Below are 16699 nucleotides of genomic sequence, written 5' to 3' on the forward strand. Positions count from 1 at the left end.
AGATACCCCAGTAAACGGCCCGGCGCGGCCGATGATGTACGATCCGACCGAACACCGCATCCGCAGTTTCGTGACCCGCGCAGGACGGCTTTCTGTGGCGCAGGCGCGCGCGCTTGAGACGCTGGGGCCGCAGTTTCTGTTGCCTTTCACCAAGGAATCCCTGGATTTCGAGCAGGTGTTCGGCCGCAAGGCACCGGTCATCCTCGAAATCGGCTTTGGCATGGGCGCTACCACGGCGCATATCGCCAAGGCCATGCCGGAGAAAGATTTTATTGGCGTTGAGGTGCATACGCCCGGTGTCGGCAGCCTGTTGAAGCTGATCGGCGAAGAATCCCTGACGAATCTGCGCCTGCTGCAGCACGACGCGGTGGAAGTGCTGACGCACATGATTCCAGCCAATTCGCTGGCCGGCATCCACGTCTTTTTCCCCGATCCATGGCATAAGGCGCGCCACAACAAGCGCCGCTTGATCCAGTCGCCATTCGTCAAGCAACTGACCGATCGCCTAGCGCCCGGCGGCTATCTGCATTGCGCCACAGACTGGGAAGATTACGCGGTGCAAATGCTCGAAGTGCTGGGCGCCGAACCGCAATTGCAAAACAGCGCCGAAGCCTATGCGCCGCAACCGGCATATCGTCCGCTGACCAAGTTTGAAAACCGTGGCTTGAAGCTGGGCCATGGTGTATGGGATTTGCTGTTCATCAAGAAATAAACGCCAATGATGGCTTGCCCGCCTGTGCCGTTTGCACAAGAAAAAAGCCTGCTGCACGACGCTGCAGGCTTTTTTATTATTGCTGACCCGTCCTGAAATAAGTTGACACTTTTTCGATGAAGAGAAGGAGTGTCAAATGGGACAAGGGTTTAAACGTAGCCAGCGCGATTACAGCCTGGCTTTTAAATTGAGCGTTGTCGAGCAGGTGGAAAAAGGCGAGATGACGTACAAGCAGGCGCAAATGCGGTACGGAATACAGGGTCGGTCAACGGTTTTGGTATGGTGTCGCAAACACGGCCTGCAGGATTGGACGCATCCAAGGGGCCTAAGCCAACGGAGAGCGACGATGACAGACAAATCGACCAAGCCACTGACGCCAGAGCAACGTATCAAGGAGTTGGAGCGTCAGCTCAGGGAAGAACAACAGAAATCCGCGCTGTTTGAGACGGTCATCAACATCCTGCGTGACGAGTACGGGGTGACGATAAAAAAGCCTTTGGGCAGGCCATCTCGCGCAAGCAAGTCGAAGGACTGAGCGTCGAGAGGGCCTGCCGCTGCATCGGCATCAGCCGCCAAGCCTATTACCAGCGCCATCAGCGAGAGCGACAGTGCCAAGACAGAGCGCAAACAGTCGTCAAGCTGGTGCAACCGATACGCCTGCGCCAGCCTCGCATTGGCACACGCAAGCTGCACAGCATGCTGGGTGCGGCATTTGCCCAGGCAAATATCAAAGTGGGGCGCGACGGGCTATTTGATATCTTGCGGCAGCAGCGACTGCTGGTACAACCGCAACGGGCCTATCACAAGACCACGAATAGCCATCACCGTTTCCGGCGCCACCCCAATTTGCTCAAAGCAGGGCCGGAACAGGTGATTGCCACGCAGCCAGAGCAAGTGTGGGTGGCCGACATCACTTATTTGCCGACAGCGGGAAAATTCGTCTATGTCAGCTTGGTAACGGATGTTTATTCGCGCAAGATCGTGGGCTACCATGTGCATGGGAGCTTGCAGACCGAAGAAGTGAGCGAGGCGTTGAAAATGGCCTTGCGAGGGCGCCAAGGCAAGACGCCACTGATTCATCATTCAGACCGGGGCATCCAGTATTGCTCTACTTGTTACCAGGAAATTCATCGTCGTTACGGGCTCACTTGCTCCATGACAGATGGCTACGACTGCTATCAGAATGCGCTTGCGGAACGGATCAACGGCATTCTAAAGGGGGAATTCTTGCTGAACCGACCTGCAGACCTCAAACAGGCGAGCAAAATGGTGGCGCAATCGGTGCGGATCTATAACCAAGAACGGCCGCACACGGCCCTGAAATACAAAACGCCCGGTGCGGTGCATCGGGCGTTTATGTAGCAATAAATACTGTCAACCTATTTTAGGACTGGACATGCTCGCGCTGCTGTGTGCAGACTTCACAATACGGGAAAATTCCGTTAGTCTTATCTTTTTCGCATTGATTGATTTTATGGCCAAGAAAATACTCGTCACCGGCGCGTCCGGTTTCATCGGCTCACACACTTGCGTTGAATTGCTGGCGGCTGGCTTTGACGTGGTCGCAGTGGATAATCTGTGCAATAGCGCGCGTGAAGCGATGGCGCGCGTTGAGCGCATTTCCGGCAAGCATGTGCCTTTCTATGAGGCTGACGTGCGCGACCGCGCAGCCATGGCCGCCGTTCTGCGCGAGCATGCCATCGATGCCGTGATTCATTTCGCGGGCCTGAAGGCGGTGGGCGAGTCGGTGGCCCAGCCGTTGAGGTACATGGACAACAATGTGACTGGCACGGTGGCCCTGCTGGAAGTGCTGGCGGCGGCGAACGTGAAGCGCTTTGTGTTCAGCTCGTCGGCGACCGTGTATGGCGATCCGGAAGCCTTGCCGATCCTGGAAACGTCGCGCCTGTCCGTGACGAATCCGTATGGCCGCTCCAAGCTGATGGTCGAGCAGATCCTGGCCGATGTCGTGCATGCCGATGCCCAGTGGCAGGTCGGCGTGCTGCGCTACTTCAACCCCGTGGGCGCGCACGCCAGCGGCTTGATTGGCGAAGATCCGGCCGGCATCCCGAACAACCTGATGCCATTCATCGCCCAGGTCGCCGTGGGCCGCCGCGCACGCCTGGCCGTGTTTGGCAACGATTACGCGACACCGGACGGCACTGGCGTGCGTGACTATATTCACGTGGTCGACCTGGCGCTGGGTCATGTGGCCGCGTTGAACCGTCTGTTTTCCACCGAGGGTGGCTTTACCGTCAACCTGGGCACGGGCCACGGTTACAGCGTGCTCGACACAGTGCGCGCCTTCGAGGCCGCCAGCGGTCGCGCCGTGCCATACGACATTGTTCCGCGCCGCCCCGGCGACATCGCCAGTTGCTATGCCTCGGCCGACAAGGCGCGCGAGTTGCTGGGCTGGCAAGCACAGAAGAACATTGACGACATGTGTCGCGACCACTGGCGCTGGCAGCACCAGAACCCGCAAGGCTATGCGGCGTAATATCGAGTAAAAAAGTCCGCTATATACAAAAAATCCCGCTCACACGTCAGTGTGGCGGGATTTTTTTTAGAGCGCCAGCAAGCCAATGGCGCCTGAAAAATGCCCAGGGCTAGGCGTCGCCCAGAATACAGTACGCGAGTAGGGCGAGGGGCAGGCAACAACGCCCCGGGCTTTTTCTCAGGTGACCATTAAGGATACAGACCACGTACCTCGCGCGCCTGCAGCACGCGGGTGCATGCCAGGATGAAGGTGGCGGTACGCATCGACACTTTCTTCTCTTGCGACACTTGCCATACGGAATCGAAGGCTTCGCGCATGATGCGGGTCAGGCGGCTGTTGATTTCTTCTTCGGTCCAGAAGAAGCTCGAGAAGTTCTGCGCCCACTCGAAGTAGCTGACGGTCACGCCGCCGGCATTGGCCAGCACGTCCGGCACGATCAAGACGCCGCGGTCGGTCAGGATGTCGTCGGCGGCGGGCAGGGTCGGGCCGTTGGCGCCTTCCAGGATGATCTTGGCGCGGATCACTTGCGCGCGCTCGGCGGTGATCTGCTGTTCCAGTGCGGCCGGGATCAGGATGTCGCAATCGATGGCCCAGAAATCTTCGCGTGGCAAGAATGCCTCGGCGCCCGGGAAGCCTTCGACGCTGCCCACTTCGGCCACGTGCGCCAACAATTGCGGGATGTTCAGGCCGCCGGCGTGCACCACGGTGGTGTTGTGGTCCTGTACCGCGACCACTTTCGAGCCGGCTTCAGCAAACATGCGGGCAGCGACGCCGCCCACGTTACCGAAACCTTGCACGATGACTTTCGCGCCTTCGAGCGACATGCCAACCTTGGCAGCCGCATCGCAACCGACGACGAACACGCCGCGGCCCGTCGCATCGCGGCGACCCAGGCTGCCGCCCAGCGAGATCGGCTTGCCGGTCACCACGCCGGTCGACATATTGCCATTGAGCATGGAGTAGCTGTCCATCATCCAGGCCATCACCTGTTCATTGGTGTTGACGTCCGGTGCGGGAATATCCTTGTTCGGTCCGATGATCATACTGATTTCGCTGGTGTAGCGGCGCGTTAGGCGCTGCAGCTCGTTGCGCGAAAGGGTCTTTGGATCGACGCGGATGCCGCCCTTGGCACCGCCGTATGGCACGTTGACGGCCGCATTCTTGACCGTCATCCAGGCCGACAGCGCCATTACTTCCGATAACGTCACGTCCTGGTGGAAGCGCACGCCGCCCTTGCCGGGGCCGCGCGACATATTGTGCTGCACGCGGTAGCCTTCGTAGTGGGCGATGCTGCCGTCATCGCGCTCGATAGGCACGTCGACCGTCAGGATGCGCTTTGGACGCTTCAGCGTTTCCACCCAGCGCGACAGGTTGCCCAGGTACGGCGTAACGCGCTCGATCTGCTCGAGGTAGACGCCCCATGGGCCCAGGTCTTCAGGATTGAGGTAGGAAGGAAGTGCGTGCTTGCTGGTCATGCTTGATAAGCTCCTGGACAATACGAATACGTTAGAGGCGCAGCCGAGATGCAGTGGCGCGCAGCGGAACCGCATCGTAGGCGATAGCCTCATGCCCCGGCCAATGCTTTGTGCGCATCCGGTTATGCATTTATTGCATAGTTATATCGTCAGGATTGCCAATCAGGATAGACCGGCCTCGGCGGCGCGCTTGCGGCGCTTGCCCGTACGCGGCTTGCCGTCCTGCGCCTGCACCAGATATTGCCACAGGCTTTCGATGATCTGCTTGCCGGGGCGCAGGCTGGACGGGCGTTCGCGGTAGAGGCGGATTTCCAGCTCGATTTCCCAGCCCGGTGCACCGCCGTCGGCGCGCGCCAGGTGCTTGTATTTGACGTCGCGCATGACGGCCGATTCGGGCAAGAAGGCGATGCCGCGCCCTTCCAGCGCCATCATCTTGAGGCCTTCGGCCATGTCCGTTTCGTAGCAGGTTTCCAGGAACAGGGGCGTCTTGGCGTCGGCCACCAGCAGTTCCACCATGCGCCCGAGATAAGCGTTGCTGGTGTAGGAGAGAAAGGGCAGCGGCTCCTTGGCGCTGCCCGGCAGGACGAAGTCCGGCACCTTGTCCTGGCCGCAGCGCGCGTAGGCGCGCAGGGTTTCGCGGCCCATCACCAGCATGTCGTAGCGGCCCGGGTCCAGCTGCACCGGCTGGCGCGGATGGTGGTAGCACAGCAGCAGGTCGCAGCCGCCGTCGACCAGCTGCAGTACGGCGTCGTGCACATTCAGGGCCATCAGGCGGCTGTTGATTGGCGCAAAACCGTCTTCCAGCGCCGTCAGCCATTTCGGCATGAAGGTCAGCGACAAGGTGTGCGGTACGGCGAAATCGACACTCGTTTGCGTGGCCGCGCGCTTGCCGCGCAACAGGGCGCGCACGCCGTTGATTTGCCCCAGCATTTCCAGCGCCTGCTCATAAAACACGGCGCCGGCCGGCGTCAGCCGCGTGGGATACGAGGTGCGGTCGACCAGGTCGATGCCAAGCCAGTTTTCGAGCGACTGGATGCGCCGCGAAAAAGCGGGCTGGGTGACGTGGCGCAGGGCCGCGGAACGGCTGAAATTATGCGTTTCAGCGAGCGAGATGAAGTCTTCCAGCCATTTGGTTTCCATCGCAAAAGCGTTCCGTCAGGTCATCTCTAAAATCATGGCCACGATTTCGTCGCCGTACGAGGCCAGTTTTTTCTCGCCCACGCCGCTCACGCCGCGCATCTGTTCCAGCGAGGTGGGCTTGGCCTTGGCGATCTCGCGCAGGGTGGCGTCGACGAAGATCACGTAGGCGGGCACATTGTGCGTGCGCGCCGTCTCTACGCGCCACCAGCGCAGCTTGTCGAAGATGGCCTGTTCGCTGGAGGATAAATCCGTTTCGACATAGCCTTTCGCCACGCTGGTACCGCGCTTGCTGGTCTTGACGGGTTTCTGGTACTGGCGCAGCTGCACCTTCTGGCCGCCCTTCAGCACGGGGCGCGAGGCGTCCGTCAGTTTCAGCGAGCTGTATTGTTCATGGTCGACCGATACCAGGCCCAGTGCGATGGCCTGGCGCAAAATCGATTTCCATTCCGCTTCGCCCAGGTCCGAGCCGATACCGAAGACGGATAGCGAATCGTGGTGCCAGGTCTTGATGCGTTCTGACTCCATGCCGCGCAGCACGTCGATCACATGGCCGCCGGCGAAGCGCTGGTCGACACGGTAGATGGCCGACAGCAGTTTTTGCACGGGCACCGTGCCGTCAAACGACACGGGCGGCACCAGGCAGGTATCGCAATTGCCGCACGGCGAAGCCGGCTCGCCGAAGTATTCGAGCAAGCGCATGCGCCGGCAGCTGAGCGTTTCGCACAGGCCCAGCATGGCGTCGAGCTTGACCCCCAGCACGCGCTTGAAGGTGTCCTCGGCTTCCGATTCGTCGATCATGCGCCGCTGCAGCACCACGTCTTGCAAGCCATACGCCATCCAGGCGTTGGCGGCCATGCCGTCGCGGCCCGCGCGTCCCGTTTCCTGGTAATATCCCTCGATGCTTTTTGGCAGATCCAGATGCGCGACGAAGCGCACGTCGGGCTTGTCGATACCCATGCCGAAGGCGATGGTGGCAACCATGACGATGTTTTCTTCGCGCAGGAAGCGCGCCTGGTTGGCGCTGCGTTTGGCGTACTCCATGCCGGCGTGATACGCCAGGGCGCGGATGCCGCTCTGGTTCAGAAATTCCGCCGTCTCTTCGACTTTCTTGCGCGACAGGCAGTAGACGATGCCGCAGTCGCCAGTATGTTCGGTGTTGATGAAGTCAAGCAGCTGCTTGCGGCCGTTGGCCTTTTCCACGATCTGGTAGCGGATGTTCGGGCGGTCGAACGACGAGACAAACTGGCGCGCATCGTCCAACTGCAGGCGCATGGCGATTTCGGCGCGCGTCTGCGGGTCGGCAGTGGCCGTCAGTGCGATGCGCGGCACGTCCGGGAATTGCTCGTGCAGCACCGACAGCTTGATGTATTCGGGACGGAAATCGTGGCCCCACTGGGCCACGCAATGCGCTTCGTCGATGGCGAACAGGGAGATCTTCGAGGCCTGGAACAAGTCCAGGCAGCGCTGCGTCATCAGGCGCTCAGGCGCCACGTAGACGACGTCGATCTGGCCGGTGCGTACCAGGCGCTCGATGCGGTTCGCTTCTTCGTAGGTCTGCGTGGAGTTCAGGAAGGCGGCGCGTACGCCCACTTCGGCCAGTGCATCGACCTGGTCCTGCATCAAGGCGATCAGCGGCGAGATGACGACGCCGACGCCGTCGCGCAGCAGCGCGGGAATTTGATAGCACAGCGACTTGCCGCCGCCGGTGGGCATCAATACCAGCGCGTCGCCGCCATGGCTGACGTGGTCGACGATATCGGCTTGCTGGCCTCGGAAGGCCGGGTAGCCGAAAACGGTCTGCAGCAGGTGCAGCGCGCGCTGGTTAAGATCTTGATTCATAGTGCCTTATGCTGCCCAAACAACCCAGCCGAAATGGGCGCTGGCCAGCACCAGCAGGCCAAACACGATGCGGTACCAGGCAAAAAACGTGAAGTCGTGCGAGCTGATATAGCGCAGCAGCCAGCGCACGCACAGGAAGGCGGAGATGAAGGCGGCCACGGTGCCCAGGCCAAACAGGGGCGCGTCGGCGGCCGACAGGATGTCGCGCGCTTTATACAGCGAGTAGAAGGTCGCGGCCAGCAACGTAGGGATGGCCAGGAAGAACGAGAATTCGGTGGCTGTCTTGCGCGACAGGCCCAGCAGCATGCCGCCGATGATGGTCGAGCCGGAACGGCTGGTGCCGGGGATCAGCGCAAACGCTTGGGCGCAGCCCACTTTCAAGGCGTCGAACGGCGTCATTTCATCGACCGAATTGACGCGCACGGTGACCGGGTTGATGCGCGCGCGGCGTTCGACCAGCAGGATGATGATGCCGCCGATGATGAAGGCCATGGCCACGGGCACGGGCTTGAACAGCGCGTGCTTGATCATCTTGCCGATGGCCAGGCCAATGACGGCCAGCGGCAGGAAGGCGATGACCACATTGAGTACGAACTTGCGCGACTTGACTTCGCTGCTGAAGGTGGTCAGCACGCTGCCGATGCGCTGGCGGTATTCCCAGCAGACGGCCAGGATGGCGCCGGCCTGGATCGCAATCTCGAAGACGTCCATGACCTCTTTCGACACATCCTGGGTAAAGTCGAGCAGGCTGCCAGCGAGGATCAGGTGTCCGGTGGAAGAAATTGGCAAAAATTCGGTAAAACCTTCGACCAGCCCCATGATGATGGCTTTTAACGCAAGAATGAGATCCATAGGTATATAAACAGGTAAAAGTGACAGGATGGGGTGACCGCGTGGCGCCAGCAATGCGCGCGGGGTCGAAGCTTACCACGAGAGAGAGCCGCAGCTGGCATTTGGACGCTGGCGGGCGGCGCTTTTTTAGCGCCATCCGCCAGGCAAGGGAGGAATCAGGCAGCCTGTTTTTCCGGCGCGGCCAGGCGCGCGCTGGCCGCTACCAGCAGCAGGGCGCAGCCCAGCATGGCGAAGGCGATATTCAGGCTGGTGGCGTGCGCCACGAAGCCGATGACGGCTGGGCCGGCCAGGATGCCCGCGTAGCCGATGGTGGTGATGGCCGCCACGGCCAGGCTGGCCGGCATGGCGTTCTGGTTGCCCGCTGCCGTAAACAGGATGGGCACGATATTGGCTGCGCCCAGGCCGATCAGCACGAAACCGGCCATGGCCAGGCTTGCCTGTGGCGCCAGCACTGCCAAAAAGAAGCCGCCCGCTGCGCACAGTCCGCCGAAAGTGAGCACGCGCTTGCCGCCAAAGCGGCTGACCACCTTGTCGCCCGTGAAGCGGCCCACGGTCATGGCGATGGCGAAGGCGGCGTAGCCCAGCCCGCCCTTGGCTTCATCGAGGCCGCGCGTGGTAGTGAGGAACAGGGCGCTCCAGTCGAGGATGGCACCCTCGGCCAGGAAGACGATGAAGCACAACAGGCCGATCAGGATCACGGCGCCGTGCGGCATGACGAACAATGGCGTCTTTTCGCCGGAGTTTGATGCTGTTGCTAGCAGATGGCCTTGCGCCGCGCCCAACACGGCGCACAGCAGCAGCATCACCACCACGCAGGACCAGGCGGGAGACAGGCCTAGCCACAACAGCAGGGCCATGCAGGCCGCGCCGGCGAAGCCGCCCACGCTGAACAGCGCATGAAAGCCCGACATCATGGCGCCGCCATTGGCTTTTTCGATGACCACGGCCTGGATATTGATGGCCACGTCAAACGTGCCCATGGCCGCGCCGAAGACCAGCAGCACCAGCCCCAGTTGCAGCGGCGTGGCCGCCAGTGCCAGGCCGGGCAGGATGGCGATCAGCAGCAGGCCGGCGCTGATGATGACTTTGCGGCAGCCGAAGCGTGCCGAGAGCATGCCGGTAAATGGCATTGCGCACAGCGAACCGGCGCCCAGGCACAGCAGCAAGATGCCCAGGGTGGCTTCGTCGAGGCCCAGGCGCGACTTGGCGTACGGGACCAGCGGGGCCCAGGCGGCCATACCAAGGCCGGCGGCAAAGAAAACCAGGCGCGTGGCGCGTTGTTGCAGGGTACCGGTAAGGTGCATGGGGAATGTTTCCAGAGTCAGAGGTGAATAAACATCAGGTGCGCGCGCGCAAGACCTGTACGCCCAGCCGTTCAAAGGCGGCAGCGTGGGCCACATCGGCGTCCGCTTCCAGTACCAGGTGCTGCAGCAAGCCAGTGGCCAGCACGCCGAAGGGCGCGGCCGTGCCCAGTTTGTCGCTGGTAACGGCCACTACCACGGCCTTGCTGGCGCCGGCGATGCTGCGCTTGAATTCGGCCTCGTCGTAATTGAACGACGTCACGCCCGCGTCCGCATCGGCGCCGCAAGCGCCCAGGAAACACAGGTCGGGATGCATGCGCTCGACCGTGCGCAGCGCCTGCGGCCCCAGGCAGGCGCCGGCGCGCCGATCGACCCTGCCACCAGCCATGATCAGTTCGATTTCCGGGCGCTCCATCAGCAACATGGCGATGGACGGCGCATTGGTGACGACAGTGAGCGCCAACTCTGGCAAGGCGCTGGCGATGGCCAGGTTGGTCGACCCCGCGTCGAGAAACAGCACCTGGCCCGCGCGCACGAGGGAAATGGCGGCCTGCGCCAGGCGCCCCTTGCGCTCGGGCGCTTCCTGCTTGCGCTGCGTCAAGGTGCCGCCGTCGGGCGCCAGCGGCAGAGCGCCGCCATACACGCGCTGGCACAGGCCAGCCGCCGCCATCTCGCGCAGGTCACGGCGTATCGTATCTTCGGATACGTCGAGCTGGCGCGCCAGGTCCAGCGCCAGGACTCTGCCATCGGCTTGTAATTGGTGCTGGATCAGCGCGTGGCGTTGTTTGAGGAGCAGGGTAGTGGACATGGATTATCTTGAAACGTGCATGAATAGGCATAAATATACATAAACGTGCAATCGGAGTCAATGCTTCCCTGTGGCGGGCGACGTGTTTGCTCAGGGGGCCGTCAGCCGTTCCAGCTCGGCCAGCCAGCGCACCGCGTGTTCGCGGTTATCGCCGCACATGTCCTTTGACGGCTGCAAGCCGCCGCAAAAGGCGGGTCGTTGCGGCTGGCCGAAGATCAGGCAGCGGTTATCATCGGCCAGTTGCACGCAGCGCACGCCCGCAGGTTTTCCACCCGGCATGCCGGGAATCGGGCTGGTGATGGAAGGCGCGGTGCAGCAGGCGCCACAGGAGGGGCGGCATGCCAGGGAAACGGCGGGAAGCGGCATGGCGGTTGGCTGGGAAACGGATCAGGGGCCGACAGTATAGCAAGCCGGCCCCGGGGGGGCGTGCGAACCGGTTTAGCGCACCACGCTGACGCGCTTGCCCGACAGGGTGCGGCGCACTGGGTCGCCATGCACGGTGATGCGGCCCGAACCGCTGGAGCGGGCGTTGACTTCGTTCTGCACGCTGACATCGATGTCGCCGGAACCGTTGCTCGACAGATAGGCGACATCGCTGCTCAACGCGGCCAGGTTGATATCGCCCGAGCCATTCACGTTGGCATCGAGGCGCTGCACGGTGCCGCTGGCGCTGATGTTGCCGGAGCCGTTGACGGCCACGTTGATGCGTTCGCCGCGCACGCTGCCCAGCTGGATACGGCCCGAGCCGTTCTGCACCGTGTCCGTGTTGCCGCTGGCGAGGGCCGCCGCGTTGATGCTGCCCGAACCGTTGTTGGCCATGTCGAAGCGCGCCACCTTGCCCGACAGTTCGCTCTTCATCGAGCCGTGCTGCACCAGGCTGAAATCTTCGCCATTCAAACCACTGACCACCAGGCGGCCAGAGCCGGAGACATTGATCTTGTTCAAATGCGGCGTCGTATAGATGACGTGGATGCCATTGCCGCTGCGAATGTTGGCATCGCTCCAGATGCGCAGGGTATTGCCGCTGACTTCACTATGGATCAGGGGTTGCAGATTGTTGTCCGCTTCGATCACCAGCGACGGCGCCGGGCCGACGCGCACGTCGATCTTGATGTCGATGCGCTTCATGTTGTCGATGTCGAGCGCATTGAGGCTGCTAACCTGGCGCTCGTCGCGGTTCACTTGCCCGTTGCCCTGGATGGCATTGCCGCCCGAATCCGAATAGCGCACTTCGCCATCGTTGGGGTTGATGACGATGGCGCAGCCGCCAAGGGCAACGGCACAGCACAGGGCCAGCAAAGTACGCATGGTATTTCCTTTATATTTGTTTTAGCTCGGGGCAAGAAATAAGCCGGCTGCCGCGCCGCGGCGGCCGTGCTGTCGATAGCAAGATAGCAAAACGGATAAATTTGCTGAGAGGAAATGCGATGAACTGCGCAAAATGAGGGCTGAACTGCACGCAGGGCGGCATGCGGGCGGCGGCAGTGGCGTAAAGGGGGGGCGGCGGGGGCAGCTTGGCTGCCATTCCCGGCAGAAGCACTCTTTGCTGCAGCGGCGCGCTACAATGGCGCGCCGGGCCATGCGCCAGCGCTTGACCTGACCTGTAGAGAAGTCTAATATTAATGACTCAAAAGTAAGTTACCCGGAATGACACATGCAAGCCCCGATTGATACCAAGCCCCGCTGGGAGCGGCGCAAGGATGCCCGCCCACAGGAATTGCTCGCCGCCGCCCTCGACCTGTTCGTCGAACGTGGTTTCGCGTCGACGCGCCTGGAGGATGTGGCCAAGCGGGCTGGTGTGTCGAAGGGCACTTTGTACCTGTACTTTGAGAATAAACAGGAGCTGTTCAAGGCCGTGGTGCGCGACAATATCGTGCATTCGATCGGCGAGGCTGAAAACAGCATGGCTACCTCGGATGACAGCAGTGCCAAGCTGTTGCGCAGCGTGATGATGCAGTGGTGGGAAGAGTTTGGCGCCACCAAGTTGGCCGGCTTGACCAAGCTGATGCTGGCCGAAGCGAACAATTTCCCGGAATTGGCACAGTTTTACAACGAGGAGGTGGCGACGCGCGGCAATGCGCTGATCGTCAGCCTGATCGAACGGGGCATGCAGCGCGGCGAGTTTCGCCAGGTTGATCCCGTGCTGGTCAGCACCATCCTCAGTGCGCCGGTGACCATGCTGATGATGTGGACGCATTCCTTTCTGCCATGCGAGGTCAAGGATATCGACCCGGTGGCCTATATGGATGCCTTTATCGACATGAGCTTGCGCGCCTTGCAGGTGGAGGCGCCCGGCAAAAGCTGATGCGCTGTGTTTCTGCTACCGTTCAGTTGCCCCTATCCAAGGTTCACCCCCCCAAATCTGCAGATCGTCGCAAATTTCCTCCATTTCCCGTCTTTATGGTTAACATGTGCTTTCAGCCAGTTCAACGATAAAATGGCGGATTATTACTTCACTTACCGAGTCCAAAGATGAATATCGAACAAGCCCGCTTCAATATGATCGAACAGCAAATCCGTCCATGGGACGTACTGGATATCGACGTGCTGGAGCTGTTGAACGTGGTCAAGCGTGAAGATTTCGTGCCTGCCGCCTATAAAAACCTGGCTTTCGTCGATACTGAAATTCCACTGGGCGGTGGCGAACAGATGCTCACGCCGAAGCTGGAAGCGCGCATTTTGCAAGACGTTGCCGTCAAAAAGCATGAAAATGTGCTGGAAATCGGCACTGGCAGCGGCTACATGGCCGCCTTGCTGGCGCACAAGGCGCGTCATGTGACGAGCGTGGAAATCGTGCCCCAATTGAAAACCCTGGCCGAACAGAACCTGGCTGCCAATGGCGTCACGAACGTCACCGTGGAACTGGGCGATGGCGCCCAGGGCTGGAGCAAGGGCGCACCGTACGACGTGATCGTTGTTTCCGGTGCCCTGGCAGTGTTGCCGGAAGCACTGTTGCAGCAAATCAAAGTGGGCGGCCGCATCCTGGCCATCATCGGCGAAGCGCCGATCATGTCGGCGCATCTGATCACGCGCAGCTCGGACAAGGCCTACGACACGCGCAAGCTGTTTGAAACCAATGTCACGCCTTTGCAAGCCGTGGCGCCGTCGCACTTCCAGTTCTGAGGCGACGGAGATTCAATGGAGCATTTGAGCGCACCGCAGCTGGCCGCCTGGCTGGCTGACCCTTCCCGCCCACGGCCCCTGTTGCTGGACGTGCGCGAGCAGTGGGAGTTTGACCTGTGCCACCTCGACGGTGCCACCCTGATGCAGATGAATTCGATTCCGGCGCGCATCGACGACCTCGATGAAGATGCCGACATCGTCTGCATCTGCCATCACGGCGCGCGCAGCATGCAAGTGGCAGCCTTCCTGGAGCGCAATGGTTTTGGCAAGATCAGTAATTTGACGGGCGGCGTCCATGCCTGGGCGCTGCAAGTCGACAGCGCCATGCCTAAATACTAAGTTATTTTGCAGTAGATACACCCCCAGGCATGCTTTCCTGCATGCCTGCGGAGGCCTGTACCCCGTTCTTACCCGGACGGGGCAAGGCAAGCTGTAGCAGATTTTTGATTCCATCAACTTTTGACGACTCCAACGGAGAAATGCAATGCGGAAACCCCTTATCGCCGTACTGATAACCAGCGCCTTTGTCTCGATGACATGCTCGCTGCAAGCGCAGGCGGCCGATCTCATCCAGGTGTACCAGCAGGCGCTGGCCAATGACGCACAGTACGCCAGCGCGCGTGCGGCCTTGTCGGCCGGGATGGAGCGGGTTCCGCAGGGACTGTCAGGCTTGCTGCCGCAAGTGTCTGCCTCGGGCAGCAATACGCGTGGCAACCAGGAGCCGATTACCCTGATTGACGGCAACAAGATCACCATGCCCACCGTCAACGTGCACACGAATACCTATAACCTGACGCTGGCGCAGCCGCTGTTCCGCTGGGATCGCTGGGAAACTTATCAGCAAAGCAAGCTGGCGCAGGCGATTGCCGAAGCGCAATTTGCACAGGTACAGCAAGACTTGATCACGCGCGTGGCGCAGGCGTATTTCGACGTGCTGAGCGCGCAAGACAACCTGGGCGCGACGCAGGCGCAAAAAGTCGCCACCACCGAGCAGCTGGCATCGGCCAAACGCAACTTCGAAGTGGGCACGCAAACGATTACCGACACGCATGAAGCGCAAGCGGCCTACGACCTGGTGGTGGCGCAGGAATTTGCCGCCATCAATGACTTGGCCAACAAACGCAGCGCCCTGCAAACCATCATCGGCGAGGCGCCCACGTCGCTGGCGCCGATGCGCACCGGCGTTCTGCTGAGCGCACCGGAACCGGCCACCGTCGAGCCATGGGTGTCGTCCGCCGAAGAACAGAACTTTGGCGTCGTCACGGCCCAGTTCAACGTGGAATCGGCCAAGCGCGATATCGGCCGCAACCGTGCCGGCCACTATCCGACCCTGGACCTGATTGCCAACACGGGCCATAGCTACACCACGGGCGGCACGGGTGGCATTAACAATAACGCCATCGGCGTGCAGTGGAGCATTCCGATCTTCAGCGGCTTTGCCGTCACCAGCAAGGTGCGCGAATCGATCGCGCTGGAAAACAAGGCCCGCAACGACCTGGAAACGGCACGCCGCACGGCATCGCAAGGCGCGCGCCAGGCATTTCTCGGCGTCAATAGCGGCCTGGCCCAGGTGAAGGCGCTGGAAGCGGCAGAAGTGTCGAGCAAGTCGGCGCTGGAATCGAACCAGCTCGGCTATCAAGTGGGTGTGCGTATCAATATCGACGTCTTGAATGCGCAGAAACAATTGTTCTCCACGCAAAAAGACTTGTCGAAGGCCCGCTACGACACCATCATGAATGGCTTGCGCCTGAAGTCGGCGGCCGGTACCTTGAAGGAAACGGATCTGGTGCCAGTGAACGCGCTGCTGGATAAATAATCGAGCTTAATGTTGTTTTGCACGAAAAAAAACCAGCACCGGCGGCGCTGGTTTTTTTTCGTGCTCGATGGAGATAGCCTTACAGGCCGCCGCCCTGGCCGTCGAACTTGCGCTCGATCAATTCGATCTTGTAGCCATCCGGATCGGTGATGAAGGCAATGACCGTGTTGCCGCCTTTGACGGGGCCCGGTTCGCGCGTGACGTTGCCGCCATTCGCCCGTGCCGCATCGCAAGCGGCGACGATATTGTCGGCCGAGATGGCGATGTGGCCATAGGCCGTGCCCAGCTCGTAGCTGGTCGTGCCATAGTTATAGGTCAGTTCCAGTTCCGCGTGGTCGGGATTCGCACCGTAGCCGACGAAGGCCAGCGTGTACTGGTATTCCGGGTTGTCGCTGGTGCGCAGCAGCTTCATGCCCAGGACCTTGGTGTAAAAATCGATGGAGCGCTGCAGGTCGCCGACCCGTAACATGGTGTGCAAAATACGCATCGTGAAATCCTTGATGATGATAGGGGAATGGCAGGATTTTATGCGTTTTATGGCTTTTGTGCCGAGCCCACCCCTGCAGCCCTGTTGCAGGACAGCAGTGGACGGCGCAGTTGCTGGATCTTGAGTTACTCCAGATGGGCGTCCAGGGTGATTTCCGTGGCCAGCAATTTGGACACGGGACAACCGAGCTTGGCGCGTAGGGCCGCGTCCTGGAAGGCTTCGTTGGTGGCGCCAGGGATGGTCGCCACCAGGGTCAAGTGCACGGCCGTGATGGCATAGCTGCCATCGATTTTTTCCAGGCTGACCTCGGCCGTGGTTTTCAAGGCCGTGGCGCGCATACCCGCCTCGCCCAGCTGGCCGGACAGGGCCATGGTGAAGCAGGCCGCATGGGCGGCGCCGATCAGCTCTTCCGGATTGCTGCCGGGGCCGTCTTCGAAGCGTGTATTGAAGCCATACGCTACATTGTCGAGCGCGCCGCTTTGGGTCGAAATGAACCCTTTGCCATCTTTAAGGCCGCCACTCCAGACGGCTGATCCTGTTTTTTTCATGATGTCCTCCTTGCGTGGTTTGAGAGTCCATCATGCGCGCCCCACCTTGTTGCTTCCGTTCGTTGTGTCACACACTGGGGCATGTGTGCAGTCGCATGCTGCAT

Annotated in this window: 17 protein-coding genes; 7 read left to right on the top strand and 10 right to left on the bottom strand. The window is 61.0% G+C overall.

Annotated elements, in window-relative coordinates:
• Nucleotides 1–31: 31 nt before the first annotated feature.
• From trmB to galE, 3 genes are all read left to right on the top strand, one after another.
• Complete coding sequence (gene trmB / locus ACQ4W6_RS09750) at nucleotides 32–712, top strand: tRNA (guanosine(46)-N7)-methyltransferase TrmB (protein WP_436566986.1); 681 nt, start codon at nucleotides 32–34, stop codon at nucleotides 710–712.
• Between the two features lie 136 nt (nucleotides 713–848).
• A protein-coding gene (locus ACQ4W6_RS09755; protein ID WP_436566987.1) for an IS3 family transposase occupies nucleotides 849–2074 on the top strand; the annotation gives its coding sequence in 2 pieces (ribosomal slippage) (nucleotides 849–1212 and nucleotides 1212–2074; 1227 coding nt in all).
• A 112-nt stretch (nucleotides 2075–2186) separates the two neighbouring features.
• Nucleotides 2187–3206: a UDP-glucose 4-epimerase GalE gene (galE, locus tag ACQ4W6_RS09760; protein ID WP_436566988.1), complete on the top strand. Its 1020-nt coding sequence runs from the start codon at nucleotides 2187–2189 to the stop codon at nucleotides 3204–3206.
• Between the two features lie 188 nt (nucleotides 3207–3394).
• On the opposite strand, the gene ACQ4W6_RS09765 is transcribed toward galE, so the two are convergent.
• The 8 genes from ACQ4W6_RS09765 to ACQ4W6_RS09800 all read right to left on the bottom strand — a co-directional run bounded on the left by ACQ4W6_RS09765 (nucleotide 3395) and on the right by ACQ4W6_RS09800 (nucleotide 11929).
• Nucleotides 3395–4681, bottom strand: coding sequence for a Glu/Leu/Phe/Val family dehydrogenase (locus tag ACQ4W6_RS09765; protein ID WP_436566989.1), 1287 nt, complete (start codon nucleotides 4679–4681; stop codon nucleotides 3395–3397).
• Nucleotides 4682–4843: 162 nt separating this feature from the next.
• A complete protein-coding gene (locus tag ACQ4W6_RS09770; protein WP_436566990.1) occupies nucleotides 4844–5821 on the bottom strand; it encodes a LysR family transcriptional regulator in 978 nt (325 codons plus the stop codon).
• A gap of 15 nt (nucleotides 5822–5836) precedes the next feature.
• Entirely contained in the window at nucleotides 5837–7660 is a 1824-nt protein-coding gene (recQ, locus tag ACQ4W6_RS09775; RefSeq protein WP_436566991.1) for a DNA helicase RecQ, read from the bottom strand.
• A gap of 6 nt (nucleotides 7661–7666) precedes the next feature.
• Complete coding sequence (locus ACQ4W6_RS09780) at nucleotides 7667–8512, bottom strand: undecaprenyl-diphosphate phosphatase (RefSeq protein WP_436566992.1); 846 nt, start codon at nucleotides 8510–8512, stop codon at nucleotides 7667–7669.
• Nucleotides 8513–8667: 155 nt separating this feature from the next.
• Nucleotides 8668–9816: an MFS transporter gene (locus ACQ4W6_RS09785; protein ID WP_436566993.1), complete on the bottom strand. Its 1149-nt coding sequence runs from the start codon at nucleotides 9814–9816 to the stop codon at nucleotides 8668–8670.
• Between the two features lie 34 nt (nucleotides 9817–9850).
• Nucleotides 9851–10621 (bottom strand): DeoR/GlpR family DNA-binding transcription regulator, encoded by a 771-nt coding sequence (locus tag ACQ4W6_RS09790; RefSeq protein WP_436566994.1) that lies wholly within the window; start codon nucleotides 10619–10621, stop codon nucleotides 9851–9853.
• A 90-nt stretch (nucleotides 10622–10711) separates the two neighbouring features.
• On the bottom strand, nucleotides 10712–10987 hold the full coding sequence (locus tag ACQ4W6_RS09795; protein WP_436566995.1) for a YkgJ family cysteine cluster protein: 276 nt from the start codon (nucleotides 10985–10987) through the stop codon (nucleotides 10712–10714).
• 72 nt (nucleotides 10988–11059) lie between these two features.
• Nucleotides 11060–11929, bottom strand: a complete 870-nt coding sequence (locus tag ACQ4W6_RS09800) for a head GIN domain-containing protein (RefSeq protein WP_436566996.1) — start codon at nucleotides 11927–11929, stop codon at nucleotides 11060–11062.
• A gap of 346 nt (nucleotides 11930–12275) precedes the next feature.
• Here ACQ4W6_RS09800 and ACQ4W6_RS09805 point away from each other — a divergent pair, with 346 nt between their 5' ends.
• The 4 genes from ACQ4W6_RS09805 (at nucleotide 12276) to ACQ4W6_RS09820 (ending at nucleotide 15560) form a co-directional block, all read left to right on the top strand.
• Nucleotides 12276–12926 carry a TetR/AcrR family transcriptional regulator gene (locus tag ACQ4W6_RS09805; RefSeq protein ID WP_436566997.1) on the top strand — a complete coding sequence of 217 codons (651 nt, stop codon included), beginning with the start codon at nucleotides 12276–12278 and terminating at the stop codon, nucleotides 12924–12926.
• Nucleotides 12927–13093: 167 nt separating this feature from the next.
• Nucleotides 13094–13744, top strand: coding sequence for a protein-L-isoaspartate O-methyltransferase family protein (locus tag ACQ4W6_RS09810; RefSeq protein ID WP_436566998.1), 651 nt, complete (start codon nucleotides 13094–13096; stop codon nucleotides 13742–13744).
• A gap of 15 nt (nucleotides 13745–13759) precedes the next feature.
• Nucleotides 13760–14083 carry a rhodanese-like domain-containing protein gene (locus ACQ4W6_RS09815; protein ID WP_436566999.1) on the top strand — a complete coding sequence of 108 codons (324 nt, stop codon included), beginning with the start codon at nucleotides 13760–13762 and terminating at the stop codon, nucleotides 14081–14083.
• A gap of 145 nt (nucleotides 14084–14228) precedes the next feature.
• On the top strand, nucleotides 14229–15560 hold the full coding sequence (locus ACQ4W6_RS09820; protein WP_436567000.1) for a TolC family outer membrane protein: 1332 nt from the start codon (nucleotides 14229–14231) through the stop codon (nucleotides 15558–15560).
• 79 nt (nucleotides 15561–15639) lie between these two features.
• Here the strand turns inward: ACQ4W6_RS09820 and gloA are convergent, their stop codons facing one another.
• Together gloA and ACQ4W6_RS09830 are read right to left on the bottom strand one after the other, a co-directional pair.
• Nucleotides 15640–16047, bottom strand: a complete 408-nt coding sequence (gene gloA / locus ACQ4W6_RS09825; protein ID WP_436567001.1) for a lactoylglutathione lyase — start codon at nucleotides 16045–16047, stop codon at nucleotides 15640–15642.
• 125 nt (nucleotides 16048–16172) lie between these two features.
• Nucleotides 16173–16595, bottom strand: a complete 423-nt coding sequence (locus ACQ4W6_RS09830; protein ID WP_436567002.1) for an OsmC family protein — start codon at nucleotides 16593–16595, stop codon at nucleotides 16173–16175.
• Between the last annotated feature and the right edge of the window lie 104 nt (nucleotides 16596–16699).

It is taken from the genome of Janthinobacterium woesei (genome assembly GCF_051380875.1).
Taxonomy (GTDB): domain Bacteria; phylum Pseudomonadota; class Gammaproteobacteria; order Burkholderiales; family Burkholderiaceae_D; genus Janthinobacterium.